This window comes from Vibrio mangrovi (assembly GCF_024346955.1).
Taxonomy (GTDB): Bacteria; Pseudomonadota; Gammaproteobacteria; order Enterobacterales; family Vibrionaceae; genus Vibrio; species Vibrio mangrovi.
In genome coordinates, this window is record NZ_AP024884.1 from 304,920 (window position 1) to 329,948 (window position 25,029).

At 48.5% G+C, this 25,029-nt stretch carries 22 protein-coding genes; 19 read left to right on the forward strand and 3 right to left on the reverse strand.

Translation table 11 applies throughout. The features are described 5' to 3' along the window. Positions 1 to 22: 22 nt before the first annotated feature. The 7 genes from OCU74_RS17690 (at position 23) to OCU74_RS17720 (ending at position 6,496) form a co-directional block, all read left to right on the forward strand. On the forward strand, positions 23 to 1,183 hold the full coding sequence (locus OCU74_RS17690; RefSeq protein ID WP_087481044.1) for a phage tail sheath C-terminal domain-containing protein: 1,161 nt from the start codon (positions 23 to 25) through the stop codon (positions 1,181 to 1,183). A 9-nt stretch (positions 1,184 to 1,192) separates the two neighbouring features. After that, positions 1,193 to 1,708: a phage major tail tube protein gene (locus OCU74_RS17695; protein ID WP_087481043.1), complete on the forward strand. Its 516-nt coding sequence runs from the start codon at positions 1,193 to 1,195 to the stop codon at positions 1,706 to 1,708. 8 nt (positions 1,709 to 1,716) lie between these two features. Next, positions 1,717 to 2,073, forward strand: a complete 357-nt coding sequence (locus tag OCU74_RS17700; RefSeq protein ID WP_087481042.1) for a phage tail assembly protein — start codon at positions 1,717 to 1,719, stop codon at positions 2,071 to 2,073. A gap of 72 nt (positions 2,074 to 2,145) precedes the next feature. Further along, positions 2,146 to 4,761, forward strand: a complete 2,616-nt coding sequence (locus OCU74_RS17705; RefSeq protein ID WP_087481041.1) for a hypothetical protein — start codon at positions 2,146 to 2,148, stop codon at positions 4,759 to 4,761. Between the two features lie 138 nt (positions 4,762 to 4,899). After that, positions 4,900 to 5,292 (forward strand): phage tail protein, encoded by a 393-nt coding sequence (locus OCU74_RS17710; protein ID WP_087481040.1) that lies wholly within the window; start codon positions 4,900 to 4,902, stop codon positions 5,290 to 5,292. A 2-nt stretch (positions 5,293 to 5,294) separates the two neighbouring features. Further along, the gene (locus OCU74_RS17715; RefSeq protein ID WP_087481039.1) at positions 5,295 to 5,501 is read left to right on the forward strand and encodes a tail protein X; all 207 of its coding nucleotides are present in this window, start codon (positions 5,295 to 5,297) and stop codon (positions 5,499 to 5,501) included. Further along, the gene (locus OCU74_RS17720) at positions 5,492 to 6,496 is read left to right on the forward strand and encodes a phage late control D family protein (protein ID WP_087481038.1); all 1,005 of its coding nucleotides are present in this window, start codon (positions 5,492 to 5,494) and stop codon (positions 6,494 to 6,496) included. The genes OCU74_RS17715 and OCU74_RS17720 overlap by 10 nt, the downstream gene beginning before the upstream one ends. Before the next feature lie 89 nt (positions 6,497 to 6,585). Here the strand turns inward: OCU74_RS17720 and OCU74_RS17725 are convergent, their stop codons facing one another. Next, positions 6,586 to 6,894, reverse strand: coding sequence for a helix-turn-helix domain-containing protein (locus OCU74_RS17725; protein ID WP_087481037.1), 309 nt, complete (start codon positions 6,892 to 6,894; stop codon positions 6,586 to 6,588). Positions 6,895 to 7,628: 734 nt separating this feature from the next. On the opposite strand from OCU74_RS17725, the gene OCU74_RS17730 reads away from it, so the two are divergent. The 4 genes from OCU74_RS17730 to OCU74_RS17745 all read left to right on the forward strand — a co-directional run bounded on the left by OCU74_RS17730 (position 7,629) and on the right by OCU74_RS17745 (position 12,128). Further along, positions 7,629 to 7,769 carry a hypothetical protein gene (locus OCU74_RS17730; RefSeq protein ID WP_159457418.1) on the forward strand — a complete coding sequence of 47 codons (141 nt, stop codon included), beginning with the start codon at positions 7,629 to 7,631 and terminating at the stop codon, positions 7,767 to 7,769. A 60-nt stretch (positions 7,770 to 7,829) separates the two neighbouring features. Continuing rightward, positions 7,830 to 10,628 (forward strand): toprim domain-containing protein, encoded by a 2,799-nt coding sequence (locus tag OCU74_RS17735; protein WP_087481036.1) that lies wholly within the window; start codon positions 7,830 to 7,832, stop codon positions 10,626 to 10,628. Positions 10,629 to 10,740: 112 nt separating this feature from the next. Continuing rightward, positions 10,741 to 10,935 (forward strand): hypothetical protein, encoded by a 195-nt coding sequence (locus OCU74_RS17740; RefSeq protein WP_087481035.1) that lies wholly within the window; start codon positions 10,741 to 10,743, stop codon positions 10,933 to 10,935. Positions 10,936 to 10,958: 23 nt separating this feature from the next. Beyond that, a complete protein-coding gene (locus OCU74_RS17745; RefSeq protein WP_087481034.1) occupies positions 10,959 to 12,128 on the forward strand; it encodes a tyrosine-type recombinase/integrase in 1,170 nt (389 codons plus the stop codon). Positions 12,129 to 12,344: 216 nt separating this feature from the next. Here the strand turns inward: OCU74_RS17745 and OCU74_RS17750 are convergent, their stop codons facing one another. Both OCU74_RS17750 and OCU74_RS17755 read right to left on the reverse strand, forming a co-directional pair. Next, positions 12,345 to 13,343: a substrate-binding domain-containing protein gene (locus OCU74_RS17750; protein WP_087481033.1), complete on the reverse strand. Its 999-nt coding sequence runs from the start codon at positions 13,341 to 13,343 to the stop codon at positions 12,345 to 12,347. A 119-nt stretch (positions 13,344 to 13,462) separates the two neighbouring features. Further along, positions 13,463 to 14,587, reverse strand: coding sequence for an ABC transporter ATP-binding protein (locus OCU74_RS17755; protein ID WP_087481032.1), 1,125 nt, complete (start codon positions 14,585 to 14,587; stop codon positions 13,463 to 13,465). Between the two features lie 324 nt (positions 14,588 to 14,911). On the opposite strand from OCU74_RS17755, the gene OCU74_RS17760 reads away from it, so the two are divergent. From OCU74_RS17760 to OCU74_RS17795, 8 genes are all read left to right on the forward strand, one after another. Then, entirely contained in the window at positions 14,912 to 16,153 is a 1,242-nt protein-coding gene (locus OCU74_RS17760; protein ID WP_087481031.1) for an extracellular solute-binding protein, read from the forward strand. Between the two features lie 62 nt (positions 16,154 to 16,215). Continuing rightward, complete coding sequence (locus OCU74_RS17765) at positions 16,216 to 17,526, forward strand: sugar ABC transporter permease (RefSeq protein WP_087481030.1); 1,311 nt, start codon at positions 16,216 to 16,218, stop codon at positions 17,524 to 17,526. Positions 17,527 to 17,532: 6 nt separating this feature from the next. Then, positions 17,533 to 18,378 (forward strand): sugar ABC transporter permease, encoded by an 846-nt coding sequence (locus OCU74_RS17770; RefSeq protein WP_087481029.1) that lies wholly within the window; start codon positions 17,533 to 17,535, stop codon positions 18,376 to 18,378. A gap of 38 nt (positions 18,379 to 18,416) precedes the next feature. Next, entirely contained in the window at positions 18,417 to 19,679 is a 1,263-nt protein-coding gene (locus OCU74_RS17775) for a glycoside hydrolase family 53 protein (RefSeq protein ID WP_087481028.1), read from the forward strand. Between the two features lie 38 nt (positions 19,680 to 19,717). Continuing rightward, complete coding sequence (locus OCU74_RS17780) at positions 19,718 to 21,784, forward strand: beta-galactosidase (RefSeq protein ID WP_087481027.1); 2,067 nt, start codon at positions 19,718 to 19,720, stop codon at positions 21,782 to 21,784. Positions 21,785 to 22,011: 227 nt separating this feature from the next. Then, positions 22,012 to 23,247, forward strand: a complete 1,236-nt coding sequence (locus OCU74_RS17785) for a maltoporin (protein ID WP_087481026.1) — start codon at positions 22,012 to 22,014, stop codon at positions 23,245 to 23,247. A gap of 55 nt (positions 23,248 to 23,302) precedes the next feature. Further along, positions 23,303 to 24,310, forward strand: coding sequence for a glycoside hydrolase family 53 protein (locus OCU74_RS17790; protein ID WP_087481025.1), 1,008 nt, complete (start codon positions 23,303 to 23,305; stop codon positions 24,308 to 24,310). Positions 24,311 to 24,583: 273 nt separating this feature from the next. Beyond that, positions 24,584 to 24,985: a type III secretion system chaperone gene (locus OCU74_RS17795; protein ID WP_087481024.1), complete on the forward strand. Its 402-nt coding sequence runs from the start codon at positions 24,584 to 24,586 to the stop codon at positions 24,983 to 24,985. Positions 24,986 to 25,029: the final 44 nt, after the last annotated feature.

Consider the following 25,029-nt stretch of genomic DNA (forward strand, 5'->3'; position numbering starts at 1 on the left):
CTAACCAAATAGAGGAACCACTATGGCATTTAAACACGGTATCTTCGGCACAACAGACAATAGCGGTACCCGGCCAATGGCAATGGCCGATACTTCATTTGCTGTGGTTGTCGGTACGGCACCTGATGCTGATCCTACGGTTTTCCCTGTCAATACTCCGGTTTTGATTGCGGGAAGTGTGCAAAAATTGGCGAAGCTGGATATGGCTGGCGGGCATCGGGGAACACTACCTGATGCAATGGCGGCGGTTTATGACCAGCAACGTTGTGCAATTTGTGTGATTCGGGTTGAAGAAGGCGAAAGCGAAGAAGCAACAATCACCAATATTATGGGCGGTGTAGATCCTGAAACCGGATTGAAAGCCGGTATTGAAGCGATTCTGGATGTCAGTTCAGTCACCGGAAAACGCCCTCGTCTTCTGGCTGTTCCCGGCTTCTTAGATCAGCAGGCTGTGCTGACTAAGCTGTTGCCGATCGCCAGCCGTCTGCGCTGTAAAGTGTTTGCCGACTGTCCGGGAAGCAAATACGAAGATGCAGTTGCTTATCGCAAACTCTGGGGTGATAAACGCCTGGAACTATTCTGGCCACGTCTGAAAAATGCTGAAGGACGTCTGGTGCCAATGTCTGCATTTATGCTGGGTCTGGAAATCCAGAAAGACCAGAATGAAAACTACGGTTACAGCGCTTCGCTTTCCAACCGTAAAGTCAATGGTCTGCTGGGCACCGAGCTGCCGATCGACTATGCCGACGGCGACACTAACTGTATGGCGCATCTGCTCAATGAAAACCAGATTACCACTGTGATTCTTGACGATGGCTATCGTAGCTGGGGCAACCTGAGCTGTTCAGATGATCCGAAATGGCAGTTCAACTCACACGTTCGCGTCAATGACATGATTCTGGACATGATTACCAGCGGCCTGAAATGGGCGCGGGACCGTAAAATTCTGGCCACCTTCGTTGAAGATGTGGTGGATACGGTTCAGAACGGTCTGGACGGGGAAGTCCGCAAAGGCCATCTCTACGGTGCAACCGTATGGGCTGATCCGGATTTAAACCCAGCGGATTCAATCATCGCCGGAAACTTTTATCTGGACTATGACTTCACACCACCAGGAATCGCTCAGGCCATTCATGTGACGAGTCATTTTGTCAACGATTACGCTGATGTGATTTTCGAGTAAGGAGCAGTTATGGAACGCAGACCACCAAAAGTACTGGCTGATTTTGCCTGGTATCAGGACGGTGTAGGCATGATTGGCCTGACACCAAAGATTAAATTACCTTCGCTGGACCGTGAAGTCGAAGAGTACATCGCAGGCGGCATGGCCGGCACCATGAAAATTGATATGGGCGCCGTCACTGTTGAAGACCTCGAAGTCACTCTGGCTGAGCCGAATATCGAGACTATCAAGCTGTTTGGTTTGACCAACGGGCATGAAAAACAGTTTGTCTTCCGTTCGGCAATGCGCGGCACATCTGGCGTTGATAAGTTTGTGATCAAAGTACAGGGCCGTGTCATCGGGCTTGATCTGGGCGAAATTGAACGGAAAAAGCTGGCTGAGACAACCTGTAAGATCACCTGGACAGCTTACACCATCGAAAACAATGGAGAAGAAATCCTGAAAGTGGATCTGATCTCCGGAATTGAGCGTGTTGGCGGTGCTGACCTTCGGGCAGACATTAATAAAGCATTAGGTATTGCGTAGGAGCCAGAATGTATACACCAATTAAAGTTTCACTGCAGGTTACAACTGAATTAGACGGTAAGCCGCAACATGAGATCGAAATGCGTCCGCCGACCACCAATGATGTCATCCACGCCCAGAAACTCGGGCGTATGGCTGCCAGCAATGGTTCTGTTTCGGAAGAAAGCGAGCACGAAGCGCATCTCTTTGCGGCACTGACCAATACAACCCGCGAGTTTATCGGTCAACTGGCATTTTATGATTATGTCCAGCTGCAAAAAGCGTATGACTGTTTTTTGTTGCCGATCCCTCAGTTTGTCGCCAAGTCTGCCTTGTTATTTCCCGGTTCTGCGGGGGAATCTCTCTGCGAGAACTCCGGGAACTAACGATCGCTGAGTTATATGACTGGCTGGCTGAATGCGAAACATTAAGTCAGCAAGAGCAAAGAGAGGACTAAGATGGCAGATCAAACAGTGTCTGTCGATATTGGTGCTTCAACCCGGGTGGATTTTCTGGTTCCCCGGGTTTTTTACCAATTAGAGCAGCAAATGAAGCGTCTCGGTCGCAGTAACTGGAACGGACGCGAAACAGGTATCCGGCAGAACCGGAATATTGACCTGCCCGGCAGTGCATTAGCCGGCGCTGAAGCTGAAAGATATGCACAAGAACCGGCAGTAACATTCACCGGACTGAGTGAGGAAATCTTTTCCACCCTGCAACAGTCAGACATGCGGCTGGATACTCAGGCGCTTCTTTCTGTCACTGAGCAGCTCCTGGAGCAATCCGTTGAGCAGACCGATACGCTGAAGAATATCCGTAGCGATATCGCCCGCCTTCCCAGATTAACCGAAGGCCGGTCAACTGATGTCCGGAAAGTCAATGCCAGGAACATCACGAACATTCACGTAACTCATCTGTCAGATGAGCGCAGCGTGGGTCACTCCTTTTCCGTGCCGGCGTCAAAACGCGGGCATCAAACTTTACAGCAACGCCGTAAATCAACGGGTACAAAGCAGCCGCAAACACCGCAGGAGTTATCGGAATTACCGCGGAAGTCAGGCAGAACCCGGGTTGGTTCGGGTATCCGTAACCGGCGACGTCAGGCATCTGGCGGAGGATTGTCAGTCGGACGGATACTGAATCGTCTGGGTAAGTTCAATCCGAATCTGGCACAGTTTGATGAACTGGTCAGAGATATTTATCCAGATATTGACGAAGTCCGGATAGGCGGCGCGGCTTCCGCGCCGCAATACCGGCGTCGTGGCCGGCGCATGACGTCACGCCGTATGCCAGGCGCAAACCGTCCCAAACGCTTCGGCAGCCAAACCCGCCGCGGCGGTTTTTCCGTGGGCGGAATTATGCGTCAGCTGGGTCGGGTTAATCCGCATCTGGCCGCAGTTGATGCGTTTGTCCGGGACATTTATCCAGAAATTGATGATGTTCGCATCGGCGGTGAAGTACCGCAGCAACAACGTGCAGCCCAGATGAAACAGTCCGGTTCGCGTCAGAGTCCGAACCGGAAAGGCAGCCGCAAGGGAAAAACCAATCGTAAAACGGCCCGCAAGCCGTCAGTTCGCAAACAAGCAGTTCGCAATCAGCCAGCCGGGAATCAGTCAACCCACAGTAAAACGTCGGGTGACAAGACTGGCCGTCATAAAGCTGTTGCCAGCTCCGCCAGTGATACTTCTTCAGCGAACAAAGCACCTTCAGCACATGAAGCACCTTCAGCAAATAAAGCACCGAATGGCAAAGGCCATTCCGGTCAGAAAAGCGCATCGGTGCGGCACCAGAGTGTAACGCGGCGGAGACGCCCCGGCAGCCGGATGCGGCGTAGTGGTTTTTCTGTCGGTGGTGCGATGCGTCAGCTGGGACGGCTTGATCCGCGTCTGGCGACGATTGATGAGATTGTCCGGGATATCTATCCGGAAATCGATGATGTCCGGATTGGCGGTCAAACGACCACCACACAGCGACGTTCAGGTCAGTCACAATCTTCCGGCCGGACAAATGTTTCAGGCCGGCGTTCGGGAACATCCCGGAACAGTCGCCGGCGTAACTCCATGCGCAGAAGACGGCCCGGCAGCCGGATGCGGCGTGGTGGTTTTTCTGTCGGTGGTGCGATGCGTCAGCTGGGACGGCTTGATCCGCGATTGGCGGCTGTTGATGAGATAGTCCGGGATATCTATCCGGAAATCGATGATGTCCGGATTGGCGGACGCAACACACAACAGCGTCGCTCCGGGCGGTCTCAGTCCACGGCAAGACGTCAGCGTCCGGTACAAAGCCGTCGGCGCAGTCCGCATCAAAACAGAAGCAGAGTCAGACTCGGCCGCAATAGTGGTATCAGCCGGAGAGTCAGTTCTGCGCCACGGGTTCGCAGACAACTCAGTACCCTCAGAAACGTCCGGAAAGCACGAATTCCGGGGCAGCGGATGCTGAGCCGGGTCGGTAAAGCCGGACGCCGCTTCGCTCCGGTCAAACGGCTGACCAAGAAAATACCTTATGTCGGCGCAGCATTAGAAGCGCTGAACATCGGTTCAACCCTGGCTGATCAATCATTGAGCCGGCAGGAAAAAGCATCCGATATCGGTGGTTCGCTGGGAAGTATGGGCGGGGCTGCCGTCGGTGCAACCGTCGGGGCTGCAATTGGCTCCGTGGTTCCGGTTATCGGGACAGCAATCGGCGGTATGGTTGGCTCTTATCTGGGCGGAATCGGTGGTGAATGGCTCGGACGCTGGGCTGGCAAATCGCTATTTTCTGACGACAAGGAGAAAGAAAAAGCTTCAGCCGGTGCCGGAATGCGTGACCGCGAAAACGCAGTGGCCGGGCCGGGAATGTCTTCTCCGGCAGCCGGAAGCAGTCCGCAGGACATGATGGCAATGTCAAACCGGGTCAACCAGGTACAGAGCAGTCAGCAAGGCGGTACTCAGGTCTCGTTTGCTCCGGTTTTCCATATTCAGGGAGACGTAGACGATCAGCAGATCAGCAAGCTGGAAAACATGGTCATGCGTCTGGCCAGACAGGTGGAGAAAATGGGTGGCGGTCCGCGCAGTGTCAGTTTTGCCGATAGCTGAGGGCCGTTCCGGGAACAGTTATTCCGGGAAAGCTATTCAAGGAAAAGCTGTTCCCGGAAGAGATCCCGGCAAGTCTGAGATGAACAATGCTGAAAAAAGTGCAGTTACAAAAACATGTTGAGGTAAAAAGGAGGCGCTATGGCTGATGTCATGATGGCACTGGGAAATTATCGGTTCAGTATCGATACGGCTGCATTGCAGACCATCAGTGAAAGCCACGAATGGCGATGGGCCGATCATCATCTGGCGGGGCGTAAACCCCGCTCGGAATTCATTGGCGGCGGATTGTCGACCCTGCGTTTCAAGGGGGTGATTTACCCCCATTTTCGTGGTGGCCTTGAGCAGACCGAAAAAATGAAGGCCGAAGGCGATAAAGGAAAACCGCTGCGTTTGATTGACGGTCTGGGGAAAGACTGGGGCTTATGGACGGTGCGCCGGCTGAATGTCGATAAGAGCAAACTCTTTACCAAAGGGGTTGCCCGAAAAATTGAATTTACTCTTGAAGTCACGGAATATCCGGATAAGGCATAACGATGACAACCTATGTAACCAAAGATGGCGATCAAATTGATGCGATTACCTATCAGTACTATGACGGACTGCCGGGAGCTTATGAGGCGGTTCTGAAAGTCAACCGGGGCTTGTCTGCTCAGCCACACCCGTTGCAGGCCGGTATTTCGATAGAACTGCCGCTGCTGTCACCGGCCGGAGAAGAAGCGGAGATCAGTCTATGGGATTAGATTGTTTTCAGATTCTGGCCGATGGTCAGGATATTACAGCGAAGATTCGTCCGTTTTTTCTGCGGCTGACCATTACGGATAATGCCGGTATCGACAGCGACCATTTTGAACTGGTGCTGGCCGATGACGGCAAGGTTGCGTTTCCGCAGCGGCAGTCACAGATTGAAATCTATACTGGGGTTGACCGAAATGCGCTGGTTTTCCGGGGTGAGTACACGGTCAATTCCGTGACCCTGACCAGCCCGGAAAAAACCATGACTCTCGCCGGTTACGCCGGGAATATGGGCGGTAAGTTCAAAACTCACCGGGATTTCACCTGGAGTCAGGTGACACTGAAAGCACTGGTTGAAACAGTTGCCCAGCGTAATGGCCTGACACCGGCTGTTTCTGCCAGCTATGCTGCGATTCAGATTCCCCATTATATTCAGGCCGGTCAGAGTGATGCCGATCTGGTGACGGAACTGGCCAAAGAGCATGGCGCAACGATGAAAATTGCCCGGGAACGACTGGTCTTCTTTCCCCGGGGAGATAACCAGAGTGTGTCTGCTGCGCCGCTTTCACCTGTCGCCGTGAAACTGACCAATGAGGTTGAAGCAAGGCTGACCTTGTCGGGAACGGGACGTTTTCAGGCCGTTGAAGCATTCTGGCAGCAGGTCGAACTCGGTTACCGGCAAAGTGTCAGAGTGGGAAAAGACGGCGGGAAAATAAAGAAACTCAGCAAAATATTCCCCGATGCAGAGGCGGCCAAGGCTGCCGCCGAAGCGGTGCTGTATCACGAACAGCGTAAAGACTACAAACTCTCTCTGGATGAGCTCCCGTTTATTGCCGGTATTCAGGCAGAGCGGAATATTCAGCTGAGTGGTTATCATCGTCCTGAATTTAATACGGAGTGGATGTGTGAGAATGTGACGGAAGTCATTAGCGAAAACGGACATATTCTCAGCTGTAGTTTCGTTATCCCCAAAGGTGAAAGCGTACAATATCTGGAAACATGACAGTATGGGTGAGTTCATGTTCCCTGTCCGGTGATATTGGTCATGTACAATGAATATTTATCGGGCAATTTATTTCATTCGTCACCGGTTTATTTCATGACCCGCATCATTTGTAAAATGGCTTGCTGCTGTGTTTCAGTCAGCCGGGAAAAAAGCTTTAACAGCTCTTGTTCTGTTGTCGATGAAATCGGGTGAACCGGACCTTTACCAGCCAGATACCAACTGACATTAATATTTAATATGTCACACAAGCGTTCTATTTCCTGCATGCTTCTGGGCTGGCGCTCCGATGTTTCCCAGGATTTGATCGTATGAGGGGATTTATGCATAGCAACCGCCACTTGCTCCCGGGTCAGGTTCATCGCTGTTCTTGCCTGTTTTATCCGTAACTTTTTCATTTTTACTAAGATTTTTGTCAGTACCTTAGTGTTGAATATAAGATATGTAGACAGGAAAGGAGACAATAGATACAGATCTGCGATATGTAACCAGATGAACTATTTTTATGAGGGAAATTCTTTATGATGCGACACAATAAATAATAAAATCATAGCGAATAATATGAATGTTCACCGAATTTGTTGTCATCGCGGTGTCAGAAAGTTCCTGTAACTGACATAAATAAATCTGTTTTTTGATGCGTTACTGATATTTTTGTTGCCATAGAATGATATTTTTCAAATATTAATAATGTTAAAGAAAAATATTATTTCTTTATATATAAATAACATTGGCAAAAAAATGAATTCATCTGCATTAAATAATGAGAGTTATATTTAATTCAAATGAGTTGGCGATATTGTAAAACGACCTGATTCTGTACAAAAATTAAAAATATTGTAAATAATATTATTTGTGCAAAATATATTTGAAAAAATCATGAATATAAAAATAGTGATTTGCATTAAAAGGAGGGATCACAGCCACTGACATTAGTGACACTGTTTCAGAGAAGAAAACCCTTACCGGCGGCAACCGATAAGGGCCCGGGAGGTCTGAACAACCATCGACCGTAGGGACTAGAGCGAGGCGGCAACCTCAATGCTCACGGCTCCAACACCATTTCATCCTTACGTAAGATTGTAGCGCAGTCCTCTGAGAAACGAAATCTATTCGAACCGCAGGAGGTTACATGACTATCACTTCAACTCAGGCTACTTGCATGATGCAAGACTTTCGTGCCTGTCACCCGATTCCGGATATCCGGGTTTTGCCCCGTTCTCCGGTCGCCGACGGTAATCCGTCGCAGACGCTCAGCGTTACCCACAGTTAGAAACACTAGTTGTCCCGGTTATTCCGGGAGTGCTCTCAACGATGATTGGAGGTTCGCTGTATGGCGTCCGCAGAAAAACTCAAACAGATGATTGAATTACATGATTTGGCTCAACGGCTGGGAATGGAACGGCCTGATCCGGCAGGAAACTACCGGGCGCCAAACCGTCGGGATCACCATCCCAGTGTCAGTATTTTCGATGCCGGGCAATCGGGCTATATGATGTGGAAAGACCATGCCAGCGGTGACGGTGGCAGCTGCATTGATATGGTGATTTATTGTGGCCGGGCTTCTGATGCAAGCGAAGCCATGGCATTTCTGCATGAGCTTTATGGTTTGCCGCGTGATGCATCACTCTCAGTTATGGCAGCACCTAAATCCCAGATTGAATGGCTGGCCGACAAGCAACTGGCGGCAGCAGGCAAAGCCCGGTCTTATCTGATCGAACAACGGATGATTCCGGAGCCGGTTGTCGCTGCATTGCAAAAGCGTGGTGCATTTGGCTTTAGTGACTGGACCAACCCGGAGAAAGCCCCCGGAGATTTAGGTTATGGCGGTCCGGCAATCAGTTTCCCGGCCCGGAGTCTGTTTTCCCGGGAAGTGGTCGGCATCGATTACCGGTTTTTCGAACCGGCACTCAATGGCGATCTGAAAACTAAAGCTCAGGGTGAAAAACGCGGTTATCCCTATATTCCTGACCTGATTGCGCTGAAGCGGGCTCGCGTGGTCATTGTGGTCGAATCGGCTATCAACGCATTTTCGGCCATTGCTGCTTTTGATCCGGAAGGGCTGGGCAATAGTACGACAACAGCGATCGCGACCCGTGGACTGGCTGTCGATGAAATTGACTGGCGTTTTTTACGCGGAAAAAAAGTGATTTGCTGCTTTGATAACGATGCCCCGATAGAAACGGGACCGAGGAAAGGGCATCGTCCCGGTCCGGAAGCGGCGTGGGTTGTCCATGAAAAATGTACCGCATTGAATATTCCCTGTTTTCTGGTCAGTCAGTCCGGTGGGAAATGGGATGAAATTAATGATCTGAATGACTATTTACATAAGCACGGTCCGCAGCTGACCCGGTATGCGTTGCTGCACCATGAACCCTGGCTGGTTTTCGGTCAGGATGGTGAGTTCGAATCCGGGCGCTTCCAGCGCTTACCGTTACCGGAACACGATCAGTATCTGTACTGGCTGTACCGGGTGAAAAGCGATTTCACCAGTTACCTGAAGATCATGACCCATGAAGAGGAAGGTGAGCAGAAAATCCCACAGGATGTATGCAGTTTCCGGATTGCCGGACTGGCGAAAGTGACGATCTCGTCAGCGCACTCGGCCATTACCGGTGAGCCGGACTTACAGCCGACAAAAGTTTATTCGGCAACAATTCAGACGCCCGATTCACCTTATGATCTGACCCGTTTTGTCCTCAAGAGAGAGCAGCTGTACAACATCGATGTCTGGCGCCGGGTCGGTGGCGGCATCTTCAATCCGGGAAAATTTACCCGGATGATTGCCATCCTTGAACGTGCCACGCATATCGGCGCCCGGCATGCGGTCAATTTTGTCGGTCTGGCCTGGCATGACGGGCAGGCGATTCTCAATGAAGGTCCGGATTGTTATTTCACCGACCCGGTTCAGCAGTGTCCGTATCACAATCTGCAATTCCCCGATGGAACACCGGGACAGGGACGAAAAGTGCTCGAGGCCTATCATGCGACGTTCCGGCAGAATGCAGCCCTGATGTTGTTGGTCTGGGGATTGGGCGCGCATCTGAAAACATTTCTGGGTGTGTGGCCACACTACATGCTGCAATCCGGCAAAGGCTCCGGTAAGTCAACGCTGATTAAGTCTCTGGAACGGACGATCGCGTTCACGATGTTCTCCGGGCAGAGTCTGAAGACCGAGTTTCGTCTGCTGACTTCGATTTCTCACACATCTCATCCGGTCGGCTGGGAAGAACTCAGTGCTCAGGGACAGGGAGTGATCGATAAAGCGGTCGCCCAGTTACAGGAGAGTTATCAGTACACAATTACCCGGCGTGGCATCGATATGACCGAGTTCCTGTGTATTGCGCCGGTGCTGCTGGCCGGGGAAGACGTTCCGGTTCAGTCACTGCTCGGTAAGCTGGTCCGTTCTGACCTGACCGGACGGAAAGGTGATTTGATCCCGGACGAATTACCGCGTTTTCCGGTTAAGGACTGGATTCAGTATCTGACTCATTTCTCCCGCTCTCAGATTAAGCGGCTTTATCAGGAATGTGTTCAGTACCTGAACCAACACTGCATGGCGAAACCGGAAGACAATGGTGCAAGCCGGATGCGGGATAACTATGCCTGTCTGTTGCTGGCCTGGAAGCTGTTGTGTGAGTTTACCGGTGTTGCGACCAACTATGGTTATTTCATCAATGACATGGTTGCGGAAATGAATACGCATATCAGTGAAACCAGTGCCGAGCGTGAACCCTGGGTCTGGATTATGGAGCTGGCGCTGGGCGAGATGGATGCCGGGTATTTCCGTTATCCGTATACCTACGAATGGATTAGTGGCGAACTGTGTCTGCTGGTCCGGACCAGCCATATTATGCAGCACATCAGTCAGAGTCCGTCTCTGAAAGTGAAGTTTGACAGTCTGCCGGTGAAATCGGACCGCATTCTGAAAAAGCAGCTGAAAGAAGCGGGCGTGGTCAGAAAAGACGGTTGCGAGAAGACGATTAATGGCAAGCGGGTCGCTAATTTTGTGGCGCTGGGAATCGAAAACCTGCGTGAGTTCGGTCTGTTCCCGACCTTCCCGGAACATGTCAGGGAAGGCGGCTCAGCGGTGGTTTCTCCGCTGTATGAGAAACGTGAATTTTCCAAATAAAGATTCAGTCAAAAAAATAGTTATTTCAATGACAAACAGACGATGAAGCATGGTTTCGTGACCATCTTCATATTCAATCTTCAGATAATTAGAAGTGATTCGAGGTATTTTCATGCTTATGAAGCTAAGTAAATGGCGTGAAGCACGTTTTCCGGAAGGACAGGCTCCTGACGTCCGGACGTGCCGCAGGGAAATCGATTTGGGCACTTTGCCCGGTAAACGGATTGGTCGCACTTATTACGTTGATGTCGAAAAAGAAAAACAGGTGACCGGTGATATTTTGTTAGATGAGTTGCTACAGCACTAATATTAGGGGGCGAAGAAGGAATTATGCCAAGGCCAAGAAGTCAAAAATACAGAGACCTGCCTGAGGGTCTCTATTTCAAAGGTGTCAAAGGATATGTATTCCACCGTGTTGATGATTCGTGGAAATCGCTGGGCAGGGACAAATCCAGAGCCATTGCACTGGCCCGCCGGTATAACGCAACTTACCGGATTGATCCGGAGCTGGTTCATCCGATTCATCCTCATCAGATCTCGGCCAGAAACCGTAAGGCCGTACTGCCGTTCTCCCGGTTTCTGAATCAGGTCGTGAAACGCTACCGGGATGAGGAAACACCCACGGCTGGTACACTGGCTGACTTTAACAATAAGATCAAAAAACTCAGCACAGTGCTGGGTGACTGCCGGGGAATTTCTATCGGACTGGAGGAAGTGAATATGGTTCTGGACCAGTTTGCTGCCGGTAAATCCAATAATGTTTACAACCGTTGGATCTCGTTTATGGAAAAAGTCTTTGCTTACGCAGTGGATGAATCCGTGATGATAGATAACCCGGCCAGCCGGAAAAAACGCAAACCAAAAGAAGATAAGCAGCGCAAGCGGCTTACGCTGGATGAATACCGGGCGATCCGGAATCTGGCGCCGCCCTGGCTGCAGATTGCGATGGACTTATCTCTGGAAACAACCCATGCCGTCAATGAGATCTGCCGGATTCGGTATCAGGATTATGAAGTGCTCGACCAACCCAGAAGAGAAGGCGAGTACATGGTTTATGGATTTCTCAGAATTCACCGCCAGAAAGTCAAAGACAAACAGGCCAGCCGGGTGATGATTCCGGTGACGGATTCCCTGCGCCGGATCATCGAAGCCAGCCGGGCTGATGATGTGTCGTCTCCGTATGTGGTTCACCGGTGCTCTGAACGTTCCGCCAATACCATGAGTGATTACTGCGATCATCCCACGCAGGTCAATAAGAAGTACCTGAGCCGCCAGTTCTCCCGCTACCGAGATAAAGCCGGGGTAAAACAACACCTGCCAGCCTGCCAGCGGCCGACATTCCATGAAATCCGGGGGCTCAGCATCCACATGTACGATCAGGCCGGTTACGACCCACAAGCCAGAGCCGCCCATACCGATGCCAGAAGCACCGCGATCTATAAGGCCGGCCACGTCCAGTGGATTCAGGTTCCCGCCGCCGAGATCGCATTACCCCAATAATGTCTGCTTATTTATATGAGGGAAGTGTTTGCTGGTATGAGACTGGCATATTGGAACAGTTTTGGAACGAAGCGGAAAACAAATGGCATCAGCCGGAGGATAAAACCAGCCAACCCCCGTCCCTGACCTTGGTGAATACCGACACACCATGACGGGATGCTGGCAATTTGAGATTTTCCCCGGAATGCCATTTGCTGTTTGAATCATCCGATTGATTTAACGTTTGATGACGGAGTCCCGCCGGACCATTGTTGGGACAAAAACCCGGATGTCATCTTCTATCGGTTCTTTGTTGGCGAGCTTTAAAGCCAGTTTGACGGCTTTCTCTGTCATCATTTGAATCGGATAACGAATGGTTGTCAGTTTCGGACGCAGATATTTAGCAATAATACCGTCATCGAATCCGATTAATGAGATTTCACCGGGGATTGTGATACCGTTTTCATCCAGTACCGACATTGCTCCGGCAGCCATGTAGTCGTTGTAACAGGCTATCGCAGAGAGTTGCAGATTTTTAGAGAGCAGGTTAACCATGGCTTCTTCTCCGCCTTTTTCTGTCGGAGAACCATATTCAATATGGTTTTCGTCAACATCCAGATGGTTTGCCTGCATTGCGTCCAGATAGCCTTGTTTGCGGTGGACAGTGTCCTCAATATCGTGATTTGAACAGATGTAGCCAATATTGCGGTGACCATTTTTAATCAGAAACTCAGTTGCCTGATAAGATCCCCGGTAATTGTCGAGGGCGATGCAGCGTTCTGCGAGTTCGGGAATGTAACGGTTGATCAGAACCATACTTGGCACCTCCCGGGCAAACTCAATCAATTCTTCATTCGAGAGCGCTTTACTATGCACAACCAGCGACTCGCACCGGCTCGAAATCAGTAATTCGAGGACTTCTCGTTCGAAACTGGCGTTATGGTAGCCGTTGCCGATCAGCAGATATTTACCATGCTGAATGGCGATGGAATCAATAGCTTTCACCATACTGCCGTAAAACGGGTCGGAAACATCCCCGATCAACACACCAATGGTATTGGTTGTCTGACTGACCAGCGCCCGTGCATTGGCATTCGGGCGATAGCCGAGTTTTTGCATCGCTTTCTGAACCGAGGCCCGGGTTTCCGGGTTGGCATTGGCCGTGTTGTTTAAGACTCTCGACACCGTTGCAACCGAAACTCCGGCTTCTTTTGCGACATCTTTTATGGTTGCCATGCTGACCTCTTATTTTGTTGGCACACAGTGAAACAAATAATCTATCGTCGATTTCCAGAGAATTCGTTATCTGAGTTATCGTTGCACCACAATACCTGATCTGGTGGTGCAAAATTATATTACGCCTGCTGTACCTGCCGGATATCGGGCTCTTGTCCGGTAAGGCGGATACTTTCGCCTTGCTGATTGAATAAGTGAATGGTGTTGAAATGAGTAAACAGTGACATTTCCTTGTAGGGTTCAATGAAAAAATCACCGGAACTAAGGAATTTAAAATCATCAACCCCCAGACTCTGGCCAAAGATGTAGGTGCTGCTGCCCAATCGTTCAACGACTTCTGAGTGGAAATTGATTTCCAGATCGCCTGATTCCCGGTTCAGATGCTCCGGTCTTATCCCTAATGTGATCAACTCTCCCGCTTGAACCGGGGTTGTCACGACGGGTAACACGTATTCACGTTCTGGCTGACCCATCGTGATATGTATTGCATCCGGAGACCATTGGGAGACGGTTGCCGGAATAAAGTTCATTTTGGGAGAACCGATAAAACCGGCAACGAACTGGTTCTGTGGATAGTAATAGAGATCCATCGGACTGCCGACCTGTTCGACCTGCCCTGAGCGGAGCACTACGATCTTATCGGCAAGCGTCATTGCTTCAACTTGATCATGGGTGACATAGACCATTGTAGAGCGCAATTCCTGATGCAGTTTGGCAATATGCAGGCGCATTTCAACGCGTAACTCCGCATCCAGATTCGATAAGGGTTCATCAAACAGAAATACGTCCGGGTTTCTGACTATGGCACGCCCGATAGCCACCCGCTGGCGCTGTCCTCCGGAAAGTTGCGAAGGTTTCCGGTCGAGCAGAGCCTCTAACTGAAGTGCTTTGGCAACCTGACGGACTTTCTTTTCGATTTCTGGTTTAGGGGTTTTGCTGACTTTCAGTGAATAGCCCATGTTTTCGGCTACAGTCATGTGCGGGTAGAGAGCATAGGACTGAAACACCATGGCAACCCCACGTTCTGAAGGTTGTACATCATTGACGACTCTGTCTTTGATGGCAATGGTTCCTTCTGATATCTCTTCCAGACCTGCGATCATCCGCAGGAGCGTCGACTTCCCGCAGCCGGATGGACCGACAAATACGACAAACTCACCATTGTCTATGGAAAGGTTTACATCGTGGATTGTTTTTACATCACCAAAACGCTTAACTACGTTAGATAACTCAATAGATGCCATGAGTGGGTTCTCTCTTATAATTCATTTAACTTCATGATTATTATAACGATTATATTAATTTGAGTATTTTGTCTATTAGCTGAAGACGATTATATGCTGTTAGTGTAAACGTATTCCAATTTTTGGTTTTTTTTTGTGTCTACGGTCACGAATGTGGGGAAAAAATGTAGTCAATTCGCTGTGTTTGGGAATATTTTGTTTAGGGTAATCGTTTTCTTGATAAGGAAATTTGGTTACAGCAAATCATTAAACGTGTGCAAAAGGGTGAAGGGAATTTAACCGTCAATGATCAATACACCCTATCGATTCTAACCAGGAGACGTTATGAAAAAACGTACGTTATCAAGCACAGCAAAAGCTGTGGCGCTCGCTGCCGGGTGTGCTCTTACTTCATTTCATGTACTGGCTCAGTCCCAGCTACTGGTCTGGGAAGATATCCAGAAATCAGTCGGTAATGCCGATGCGACCAAAGCATTTGAAAAACAATACGATGTGAAGGTAACGGTTCAGGAACTGCCTTATGGCGGGCAGATTGAGTCATTACGTATGGATGGTCCGGCCGGAACCGGCCCCGATGTGGTTAATCTGCCTCATGATCAAATCGGTAGCGCTGTCGTGCAGGGTTTACTGGCACCTCTTCAAGTCGATCAGGCTGTATTGAATACGTTTACCGATTCTGCCGTTCATGCTTTGACCTACAAAGGTCAGTTATATGGTTTACCGAAAGCCGTAGAAACGGTGGTTATGGTTTATAACAAAGATTTAATGCCCGAATTACCAAAAACAATGGAAGAGTTGTTTACTGCATCGAAGAAATTCCGGGAGGAAGGTAAGTACGGTTTACTGGCTAAATGGGATGAGATCTATTACGCCTACGGCATTATTCATGCGATGGGCGGCGATATTTTCGGTAAAAACAACGATGGTTCCTACAACGCAAATTCTGTTCTGCTGAATACTCCGGGAGCAATTCAGGGCGGAGAATATGTCGAGAAGTTTTTTAAAGAAAAAGTTTTTCCGCGTGGGATTATCGGTGAGTCAGGCCTGAATGCTGTTGACTCTCTCTTCACCGGGCGGAAAGCTGCTGTGGTACAGACTGGCCCGTGGTCGTTCCAGCCTTATAAAGAGGCTGGTATCAATTACGGTGTTGCACCATTACCGATCCTGCCGAATGGAAAACATATGGGATCGTTTATGGGCGTTAAAAGTTACAGTGTCTCGTCATACTCCCACAATAAGGCTCTGGCTCAGAAATATATTGAGTTCATCAATAACTATGAGAACTCGAAACGACGTTTTGAGCTGACCGGTGAAGTCCCGGCGGTGAAAGCTCTGATTGAAGATCCGATTATCAAAAACAATGAAGGTGCCCGGGCTGTGGCAATGCAGGCCGAATATGCGACGCCAATGCCATCAATACCAGAAATGAATGAAGTCTGGGCTCCGGCCAACAGTGCACTTCAGCTGATTGCGACCGGTAAGCTGGATCCGAAAACGGCTTTAAACAATGCCGTTGAAGCGATCAATATGCAGATTGAAGCCAACCACGCCATGATGGGGCTTTAAAGAGTCAATGGTGCCAGCCTGAGGTTCAGGCTGGCAGATGTCGTTGTATTCAGGGAATTTTTATGCCTACGTTATCTTCCGAACTGTCGCAAAGTGAGATGAGTTACCCGACCCAACACAGATATTACGCTCTGTGGTTGTCTGTAATTCCGGGGCTGGGACAACTCTATAATAAGCAAATCGCCAAAGCGGTAATGTTCTTTATTTTCATGCTGAGCTTTTGGGGTGTATTTTCTGATTTTTTGTCCAATGGATATTGGGGATTACTGACTCTTGGAGAATCTTTACCGGAAGATAATTCGGTATTCCTGTTGGCGAAAGGGATTATTTCGGTCATTGTTTCTATTTTTGGTTTCGGTGTTTACGCGCTGGCGTTTTATGATGCTTATACCAATGGAAAACTCAGAGATCAGGGCCGGGAATTACATTCAATCCGGCGCCAGTACCGGACAGTAGTGGAATCCGGATTTCCTTATTTGATGGTTACACCTGCATTTATTCTATTAGTTTTTGTGGTGGTCTTTCCGATTGTCTTCGGCTTTGCAATTGGTTTTACCAATTATAATTTATACAACTCTCCTCCGGCCAAATTAGTTGACTGGGTCGGACTGAAAAACTTTATTAATATTTTCAAAATTAATTTATGGCGTCAGACCTTTTTTGATGTTTTACAGTGGACCGTTGTGTGGACGCTGGTCGCAACAACGCTGCAATGTAGCGTTGGAGTTCTGCTGGCAATTCTGGTTAATCAGAAAGATCTGAAATTTAAACCATTGATTCGGACTATTTTCATTCTGCCCTGGGCAGTTCCCGGTTTCGTAACCATTCTGATTTTTACCGGAATGTTCAATGAAACTTTTGGGGTTATCAATAATGTAATTCTGAATTTCTTCGGTGTTGATCCCAAACCCTGGCTGACGGATCCGCTCTGGACTAAAACGGCTCTGATTCTGATTCAGACCTGGCTGGGTTTTCCGTTTGTATTTGCCATGACAACTGGCGTACTTCAGGCGATTCCGAATGATCTCTATGAGGCTGCAACAATTGATGGGGCAAGTAAGTTCCAGCAGTTACGCACCATTACTATCCCGTTGGTACTGTTCTCTATCGCACCGATACTGATTACCCAATACACCTTCAATTTCAACAATTTCAATATCATATACCTGTTCAATAATGGTGGGCCGGCGGTCATTGGCAGCAATGCGGGTGGTACGGACATTCTGGTGTCCTGGATTTATAAGCTGACAATGTCTTCTTCACAGTATTCGATTGCTGCGGCGATCACACTGCTGCTGTCGATCTTTGTGGTTGGGATTGCACTGTGGCAGTTCCGTATGACCAATTCATTTAAAAGCAATGAGATGCGTTGAGGTGAGATGATGAGTATCAAAAGAAGTAACAACATTCGTCTGACCTGCAGTTATGCGGTGATTATTATGGTCAGTATTATCATCATCTACCCGCTGCTGTGGACGGTCGGAGCTTCATTCTATCCCGGCAACAGCATTATGGGAGACTCGATCTTTCCTGATAATCCGACCTGGGCTCATTACATGACGCTGTTTGAGAACAGTAAGGTTTCCTATCTGACCTGGTACTGGAATAGTCTGAAAATCAGTGTGATGACAATGGTTCTGACCTTGATCAGCGTTTGTTGTACCGGCTATGCCTTCTCCCGTTTTCGTTTTAAAGGGCGGCAGAATGGTCTGGTTCTGTTTTTGTTGCTGCAAATGGTGCCGCAGTTTTCTGCACTGATTGCGATTTTCGTTCTGGCACAAATGATGGGGCTGATTAACAGCCATCTGGCGCTGGTTCTGGTTTATGTCGGAGGCATGATTCCGATGAATACCTATCTGATGAAAGGCTATCTGGATGCGATTCCGCAGGATCTGGATGAGTCGGCCCGGATGGATGGTGCCGGTAATTTCCGCATTTTTATCGAGATTATTCTGCCGATATCCAAACCGATTATTGCGGTGGTTGCGCTGTTTTCTTTCACCGGTCCGCTGGGTGATTTCATTTTGGCAACCACGATTCTGCGAACGCCGGAAAACTATACCTTGCCGATCGGCCTGTACAATCTGGTCGTTGAAAAAATGGGGGCAAGTTATACCACTTATGCTGCCGGAGCCGTATTAATTTCACTGCCGGTTGCCATCTTATATCTCTCATTACAGAAGTACTTTGTTTCCGGGCTGACTGCGGGAAGTACCAAGGGATAAACGTGTACAAAAGGATAAATATGATGAAAAGAATAAGAATGAACTTACGAGTGTTATCAGCCATGCTGGCCGGTTCTGTTTTTCTGGCCGGATATTCGGCATCGGCTGGCGCAATGGCCCATCTTGCTGATCCTGCGAATAATTCTCCGGCCCGGGTCGAAGGTGGCTTTATCAAAGGCATGGATGTGTCGATGATTCCGGATATCGAAGCGCTGGGCGGCAAATACTATCAGAATGGTCAGCAGAAAGATCCGATCGCAATCATGAAGCAACATGGCGTGAACTATATCCGGATGCGGCTATGGGTGGATCCGAAAAGTCTGAACGGCGAAGCATACGGAGGCGGGAACGTCACATTGCATGAAGCCATAGAAATGGGAAAACGGGCACATCACTACGGCATGAAATACTTGCTGGATATTCATTACAGTGATTTCTGGACCGATCCCGGTAAGCAGCTGAAACCGAAGGGCTGGGAGAACCTCGATTTCGAACAGTTGGTCGCTAAAGTCGGTACTTATACCGATGCGGTAATGAAAGCCCACCGACGCGCAGGCGTGATGCCGGATATGGTTCAGGTCGGTAATGAGCTGAACAGCGGTATGCTCTGGCCGGAAGGGAAGAACTGGGGCGGAGACGGACACGAATTTGACCGTCTGGCTGCCTTGCTGAAATCGGGAATTCATGCCGTAAAATCAGCTTATCATCCGGGGGAGAAAGTACAGATCATGCTGCATCTGGCTGAAGCCGGAAACAATGGCCTGTTCCGCTGGTGGTTTGATGAAATTACCAAGCGCCAGGTCGACTTCGATATTATCGGAATGTCTTACTACCCGTTCTGGCATGGACCGATGGCCGATGTCAAAGCCAATATTGCCGATGTGATTGACCGTTATCAGAAGCCGGTGATCATTGCTGAAACCTCTTATGCCTATACCGATAAAAACGGAGACTCACTGGGGAACAGTTTCTCCGGAGAATCTGCGGTTGAAGGCTACCCGGTGTCTGTGACCGGTCAGGCGACTTATCTGAAAGATATTATGTCTCTGGTACATGATGCACCGCAAAATATGGGGATTGGGGTGTTTTACTGGGGAGGAGAATGGATTCCGGTTCAGGGAGCGACCTGGGCAACGGATTCAGGGATGGAATACATCAACGATCACGGGAGCACCGGGAACTCGTGGGACAATCAGGCTTTATTTGATTTTTCAGGCCATGTGCTGCCTTCCATGGATGTCTTTAGAACCCATTTTTTTAAGCACGATAAATCTAAAAGCGATGACTCTGAAAATAAATGAACTCACATCGTTTCAACAGAACAATCAGGAATAGAGTAATGCAAGACTTTTCTCCAATACTTCCGAAAGTCAACCGGTTGCTGCATGGTGCAGATTACAATCCGGAACAGTGGCTGGACCGTCCGGATATTCTGGAACGGGATATTGAGCTGATGAAAGCAACCCACTGTAATGTTATGTCTGTCGGTATTTTTAGCTGGACGTCACTGGAACCCCGTGAAGGAGAGTTCCGGTTTGAATGGCTTGATGCTGTACTCGACCGGTTGGCCGAGCATGATATATCCGTGTTTCTGGCAACACCAAGCGGGGCGCGTCCGGCCTGGTTATCACAGCAATATCCCAGTGTGCTACGGGTCAATAGTGCCCGGGTGAAACAGTTGCACGGAGAACGGCACAATCACTGTTACACCTCTCCCGAATATCGTGAAAAAGTGGCGATCATTAACGCCAGACTGGCTGAGCGTTATTCCGACCATCCGGCCGTGATTGGCTGGCATATTTCTAATGAATATGGCGGTGACTGTCACTGTGAACATTGTCAGAGTGCTTTTCGGCACTGGCTGCAAGAGAAATATCAGGATCTGGATGAGCTGAACAGTCGCTGGTGGAGCAAATTCTGGAGCCATACCTACTCGGACTGGTCGCAGATTGAGTCTCCTTCTCCGGTGGGAGAGAACTCTGTTCATGGCCTGAAGCTGGACTGGAAACGCTTTGTGACGTCTCAGGTGACAGATTTCTGCCTTCATGAGATTCAACCGCTGAAAGCTGAGAATCCGGATCTGCCGGTTATCGCAAACCTGATGGAATATTTCTACGACTACGATTACTGGAAGCTCAGTCAGGTGTTGGACATTGTCTCCTGGGACAGCTATCCGCTCTGGCACAAAGGTGAAGATGATCTGGCGTTGGCGTGTTATACCGCCATGTATCATGACCTGATGCGAAGTCTGAAGAATAAACCGTTTTTGCTGATGGAATCGACGCCCAGCCAGACCAACTGGCAGCCGGTGACGAAGCTGAAAAAGCCGGGAATGCATTTACTGGCCTCGATGCAGGCCGTTGCCCATGGTTCTGATTCGGTACAATATTTTCAGTGGCGGAAAAGCCGGGGATCGGTCGAAAAATTCCATGGCGCAGTCGTGGATCATGTCGGTCATGTCGATACCCGGGTTGGACGTGAAGTGACTCAGGTCGGACATTTGCTGTCGCAAATCCCTGAAGTTGCCGGCAGCCGGACCAGCGCAGAAGTTGCGATTATTTTTGACTGGGAAAGCCGCTGGGCAATGGATGATGCTCAGGGCCCGCGCAATGCCGGATTGTTTTATGAGCAGACGGTGACAGAAAACTACCGGGGATTCTGGGAACAGGGAATTGCCTGTGATGTCATTGAGCAACTTTGTGATTTTTCACCCTACAAAGTGGTTGTTGCTCCGATGCTGTACCTGATTAAACCGGGTGTGGCAGAACGGATTGAGCAGTTTGTTCAGCAGGGGGGAATATTCGTGGCAACCTACTGGAGTGGTATCGTTGATGAGGACGATCTCTGCTTCTTAGGTGGTTTTCCGGGAGGAGAGAACAGTCCGCTCCGCAGAACATTAGGGATCTGGGCCGAAGAAATTGATTCGTTGTACGATGAAGAGCAGGTTGCAGTCATTGCTGCTGAGCAGAATCCATTGCAGCTTGAAGGCGAATATCAGGCTCGTCATTTGTGTGAGTTGGTCCACCTTGAAGGGGCGCAGGCACTGGCTCACTATGGAAGTGATTTTTTCAGCGGTATGCCGGCAGTCACTCGTCATTCATACGGTAAAGGATATGCGTATTATGTGACGTCCAGAAACGATTTGCGCTTCCAGCAGGACTTTTACCGGGGCATCGTCAGATACCATGACGTGAAGCCGGTTATTCCGGTACAACTTCCTCAAGGGGTTTCGGTGACTAAGCGTGTTAACGCGGATCAGGAATTCTTCTTTGTGATGAACTTTAATGCAACACCGGTTACGTTCACACTGGATCACTTTGATTATTTTGATGTTTCTTGTGCTGATTTATTAGCAGATAAACAGTTGCATCTGGATAAATATGAGATAAAAGTTCTGAAGAGATAATTACCCTTACTTTTAGTAACTGATTAGCCGGAATATTAATTCCGGCTTTTGTGGATCGTTCTGTATTATCATTTTATATGATTATTATAAAAATGTGGAAACGTTTACACAAATGTGAGCTAGTCTAAAAATATTATTATTTTTTTACGTTATATTAACTTCGAATTAATCAGGTTATCACTCGATAACCAATGAATATAATAGACGAGAAGCAGAAGGACACATCAATGAAAATGAGTGTAAAGCCTTTGGTGCCTGTTATTTTAGCAGCCCTGACAACAATACCTGCATATGCAGTGGATTTCAATGGATATGTACGTTCAGGCCTTGGTATATCAACCAATGGTGGCGGTCTGGATGGTAAAACTAAAACTGAAAAAAATAAACTTGGTCGTCTTGGTAATGAATATGACACTTATGCTGAGTTAAGCCTGGGCCAGGAATTATATAAAGAAGAAGCAAAGAGTTTTTATTTTCAGAGTACATTTGAAATGTCATCTAATGGCAACTTGGAAAATGAAGGAACTGATAAAGATAATGCAAACTTTGCTATTAAAGAACTTAATATTCAGGCAAAAGGTTTTATTGAATCATTGCCGGATGCTGTAATATGGGCGGGTAAACGTTTTTACCAACGTCATGATCTCCATATTATCGATACTAAATACTGGAATGTATCTGGTTATGGTGCTGGTCTGGAAAATGTGAAATTGGGTTCCGGTGCGCTTTCAACCGCAATTATTCGTGGAGATGCTGATGACACTTCTGACCTGAATATTAACTATCTGGATGTACGTTATGCGGGTCTGAAGCCGTGGGAAGGTGCATGGACTGAGTTTGGTATTGATTATGCGTTACCTAATCCAACCGATACTCAGAAAGAAAATGGTGTTGATTTCGGTAATGCAGTGATGCTTACGGGAGAGTTGAGCCAGAGTTTTTCCTGGGGTTATAACAAGACCGTATTGCAATATGCCAATGAAGGTCTGGCACAGAATATGACCTCACAGGGTGGTGGCTGGTATGACATCTGGAGCGGCGATGTCAGCAATGCAAACGGATACCGGCTCATTAACACCGGCGATTTCCATGTTTCAGAACATCTTGCCCTGAACCACGTTCTGACTTATGGCTACACTGAAAAATATGCAACCAATGTTAAAGATCGCGATCTGCTTTCACTGGCAATCCGTCCGACCTACGCTTGGTCTAAGCATCACAAAACCGTATTCGAACTGGGATATTTCACCAGTACGGTGAAGAATACCGATGGTACTGAGGTTAAATCCGGCGGTGAAAAGCTGACGGTTGCTCAGGTTCTGGCTGCCGGTGAAGATGTCCTTGCCAGACCGGAAATCCGGTTCTACGCCACTTATATCAAAGATACTGAGGGTAAATCTTTCAACGATAATCGTGATGATGATGACATCAGGTTAGGTGTTCAGATTGAAGCCTGGTGGTAAACAGAAATAGGGGCAGGTGAATCGCATCTGCCCTTTTTCATAAGGAGAAAGAAGCATGAAGATGAAGCGAATGATTCGGTCACTGCTTGGCGCCGGAGCTCTGCTGCTCACTACCCATTCCTATGCCTTTATTAAAGGTGCGGATATCAGTTGGCTGACAGAAATGGAAGATAACGGATATAAGTTTATCAACCGTTGGGGCTATCAACAGGATGTATTGTCGATTTTACGCGATGATTACGGGATGAATACCATTCGGTTACGGGTGTGGGTCAATCCGTCTGATGGCTATTACAGCTCTCTGGAAGATGTCATCACGAAAGCGAAGTGGGCCAAAGCTGCCGGAATGTCGATTATGATCGATTTTCATTATAGCGATACCTGGGCTGATCCAGGAAATCAGTGGAAACCAGCAGCCTGGTCTTCTCTGAGTTTTGATGATCTGATGGCTAAAGTATGGAGCTATACCCGGGACTCGATGGTTGCCCTGAAAAATGCCGGTATTACCCCAAAATGGGTTCAGGTCGGTAATGAAACCAATAACGGTATGTTATGGAATGATGGTATGGCTTCCAACAACATGAGAAATTATGCCTGGTTGTTCAACAGTGGCCGCAACGCAGTGAAGGAAGTCTTTCCGAATGCCAAAATCATCGTTCATCTGGCAAACTGCCATGATAATGCTAATTTCCGCTGGATTTTTGATGGTCTGAAGAAATACGGCTCTCAGTGGGACATTATCGGAGCATCTTCTTATCCGAAAAATGTCAGTGGTATGTCGTGGAGTCAGGCCACACAACGGTGTCTGAATAACCTGAATGACATGGTTTCCCGTTATGGTAAAGATGTCATGATCACGGAAGTCGGTGTTCCCTGGGATGATCCGGAAGCGAAAAAGATTGTTGCAGATGTGATCAGTAAGGTTCGTCATGTCAGAGATGGCCGAGGTCTGGGTGTGCTTTACTGGGAACCACAGGCGTATAACTGGAAAGGTTATACTCTGGGTGCGTGGAACCCGAAAACCAGACAACCGACAGATGCGCTGGAAGCATTCCTCGAATAGTCCGGTGACTCTGCCTTCCGTGATGGTTTGCACCAGCAGGACACGGAAGGCTGATTTTATTGCTCTGAATTATCCTCATGCAGGATTGATTATGCCTGCAACTCCACCTCATATTTATTCTTCGCAATTTTCCGAATGAACTGACTTTCCGGACAAGCTGATATTCAGAGGCCGGTATCTGCCTGAAATGAAAAATATTCACGAATAAAACCGGAACCGTCAGCCTGTTTTGGCAACATATCATTAGAACGATAAATTTTAATGGAGTAAGCCATGAACCATGGTGCTGAAGCTTTAATTCATGAACTGGGTGAGAAAATAGGCATCCCACTGTCAGTTAAGCAGGGAGCGACGGTTCTGACCGATAATTCAGGCCGGGAGTTCTGGCTCGAAGCCCCGGAAAACAGTCAGCTCATTATGATGCATACATCTCTGGAGCAATATTCGGTGAGCCGTGCCGGTGAACTCGACAAACTCCGGTGGCTGGCGTTGAATGCCCGCCCTGATTTGATGTGTGGTGCATGGATTGGCGTACATGTTCCGACCGATTCAGTCCGGTTATTTGTTTCTGCTCCGATTGAATTTATCAATGTGTCTACACTGGAAATTATTTTAAGCAACTTATTCGAGCTGAGCCGGAAGATCCCTGACTATCTGACGCTTGTCGAATATTGAAGCTGCCGGAATTCCGATGGGTAGAAACAGTCTTTAATTTTATG

Bases quoted from the DNA above. Each gene is read 5' to 3' on its own strand.
- OCU74_RS17695 (WP_087481043.1), top strand. From the start codon at position 1,193: ATGGAACGCAGACCACCAAAAGTACTGGCTGATTTTGCCTGGTATCAG.
- OCU74_RS17740 (WP_087481035.1), top strand. From the start codon at position 10,741: ATGCTTATGAAGCTAAGTAAATGGCGTGAAGCACGTTTTCCGGAAGGA.
- OCU74_RS17735 (WP_087481036.1), top strand. From the start codon at position 7,830: ATGGCGTCCGCAGAAAAACTCAAACAGATGATTGAATTACATGATTTG.
- OCU74_RS17770 (WP_087481029.1), top strand. From the start codon at position 17,533: ATGATGAGTATCAAAAGAAGTAACAACATTCGTCTGACCTGCAGTTAT.
- OCU74_RS17785 (WP_087481026.1), top strand. From the start codon at position 22,012: ATGAAAATGAGTGTAAAGCCTTTGGTGCCTGTTATTTTAGCAGCCCTG.
- OCU74_RS17700 (WP_087481042.1), top strand. From the start codon at position 1,717: ATGTATACACCAATTAAAGTTTCACTGCAGGTTACAACTGAATTAGAC.
- OCU74_RS17730 (WP_159457418.1), top strand. From the start codon at position 7,629: ATGACTATCACTTCAACTCAGGCTACTTGCATGATGCAAGACTTTCGT.
- OCU74_RS17760 (WP_087481031.1), top strand. From the start codon at position 14,912: ATGAAAAAACGTACGTTATCAAGCACAGCAAAAGCTGTGGCGCTCGCT.
- OCU74_RS17795 (WP_087481024.1), top strand. From the start codon at position 24,584: ATGAACCATGGTGCTGAAGCTTTAATTCATGAACTGGGTGAGAAAATA.
- OCU74_RS17745 (WP_087481034.1), top strand. From the start codon at position 10,959: ATGCCAAGGCCAAGAAGTCAAAAATACAGAGACCTGCCTGAGGGTCTC.
- OCU74_RS17720 (WP_087481038.1), top strand. From the start codon at position 5,492: ATGGGATTAGATTGTTTTCAGATTCTGGCCGATGGTCAGGATATTACA.
- OCU74_RS17780 (WP_087481027.1), top strand. From the start codon at position 19,718: ATGCAAGACTTTTCTCCAATACTTCCGAAAGTCAACCGGTTGCTGCAT.
- OCU74_RS17775 (WP_087481028.1), top strand. From the start codon at position 18,417: ATGAACTTACGAGTGTTATCAGCCATGCTGGCCGGTTCTGTTTTTCTG.
- OCU74_RS17710 (WP_087481040.1), top strand. From the start codon at position 4,900: ATGGCTGATGTCATGATGGCACTGGGAAATTATCGGTTCAGTATCGAT.
- OCU74_RS17715 (WP_087481039.1), top strand. From the start codon at position 5,295: ATGACAACCTATGTAACCAAAGATGGCGATCAAATTGATGCGATTACC.
- OCU74_RS17690 (WP_087481044.1), top strand. From the start codon at position 23: ATGGCATTTAAACACGGTATCTTCGGCACAACAGACAATAGCGGTACC.
- OCU74_RS17755 (WP_087481032.1), bottom strand. From the start codon at position 14,587: ATGGCATCTATTGAGTTATCTAACGTAGTTAAGCGTTTTGGTGATGTA.
- OCU74_RS17750 (WP_087481033.1), bottom strand. From the start codon at position 13,343: ATGGCAACCATAAAAGATGTCGCAAAAGAAGCCGGAGTTTCGGTTGCA.
- OCU74_RS17765 (WP_087481030.1), top strand. From the start codon at position 16,216: ATGCCTACGTTATCTTCCGAACTGTCGCAAAGTGAGATGAGTTACCCG.
- OCU74_RS17790 (WP_087481025.1), top strand. From the start codon at position 23,303: ATGAAGATGAAGCGAATGATTCGGTCACTGCTTGGCGCCGGAGCTCTG.
- OCU74_RS17705 (WP_087481041.1), top strand. From the start codon at position 2,146: ATGGCAGATCAAACAGTGTCTGTCGATATTGGTGCTTCAACCCGGGTG.
- OCU74_RS17725 (WP_087481037.1), bottom strand. From the start codon at position 6,894: ATGAAAAAGTTACGGATAAAACAGGCAAGAACAGCGATGAACCTGACC.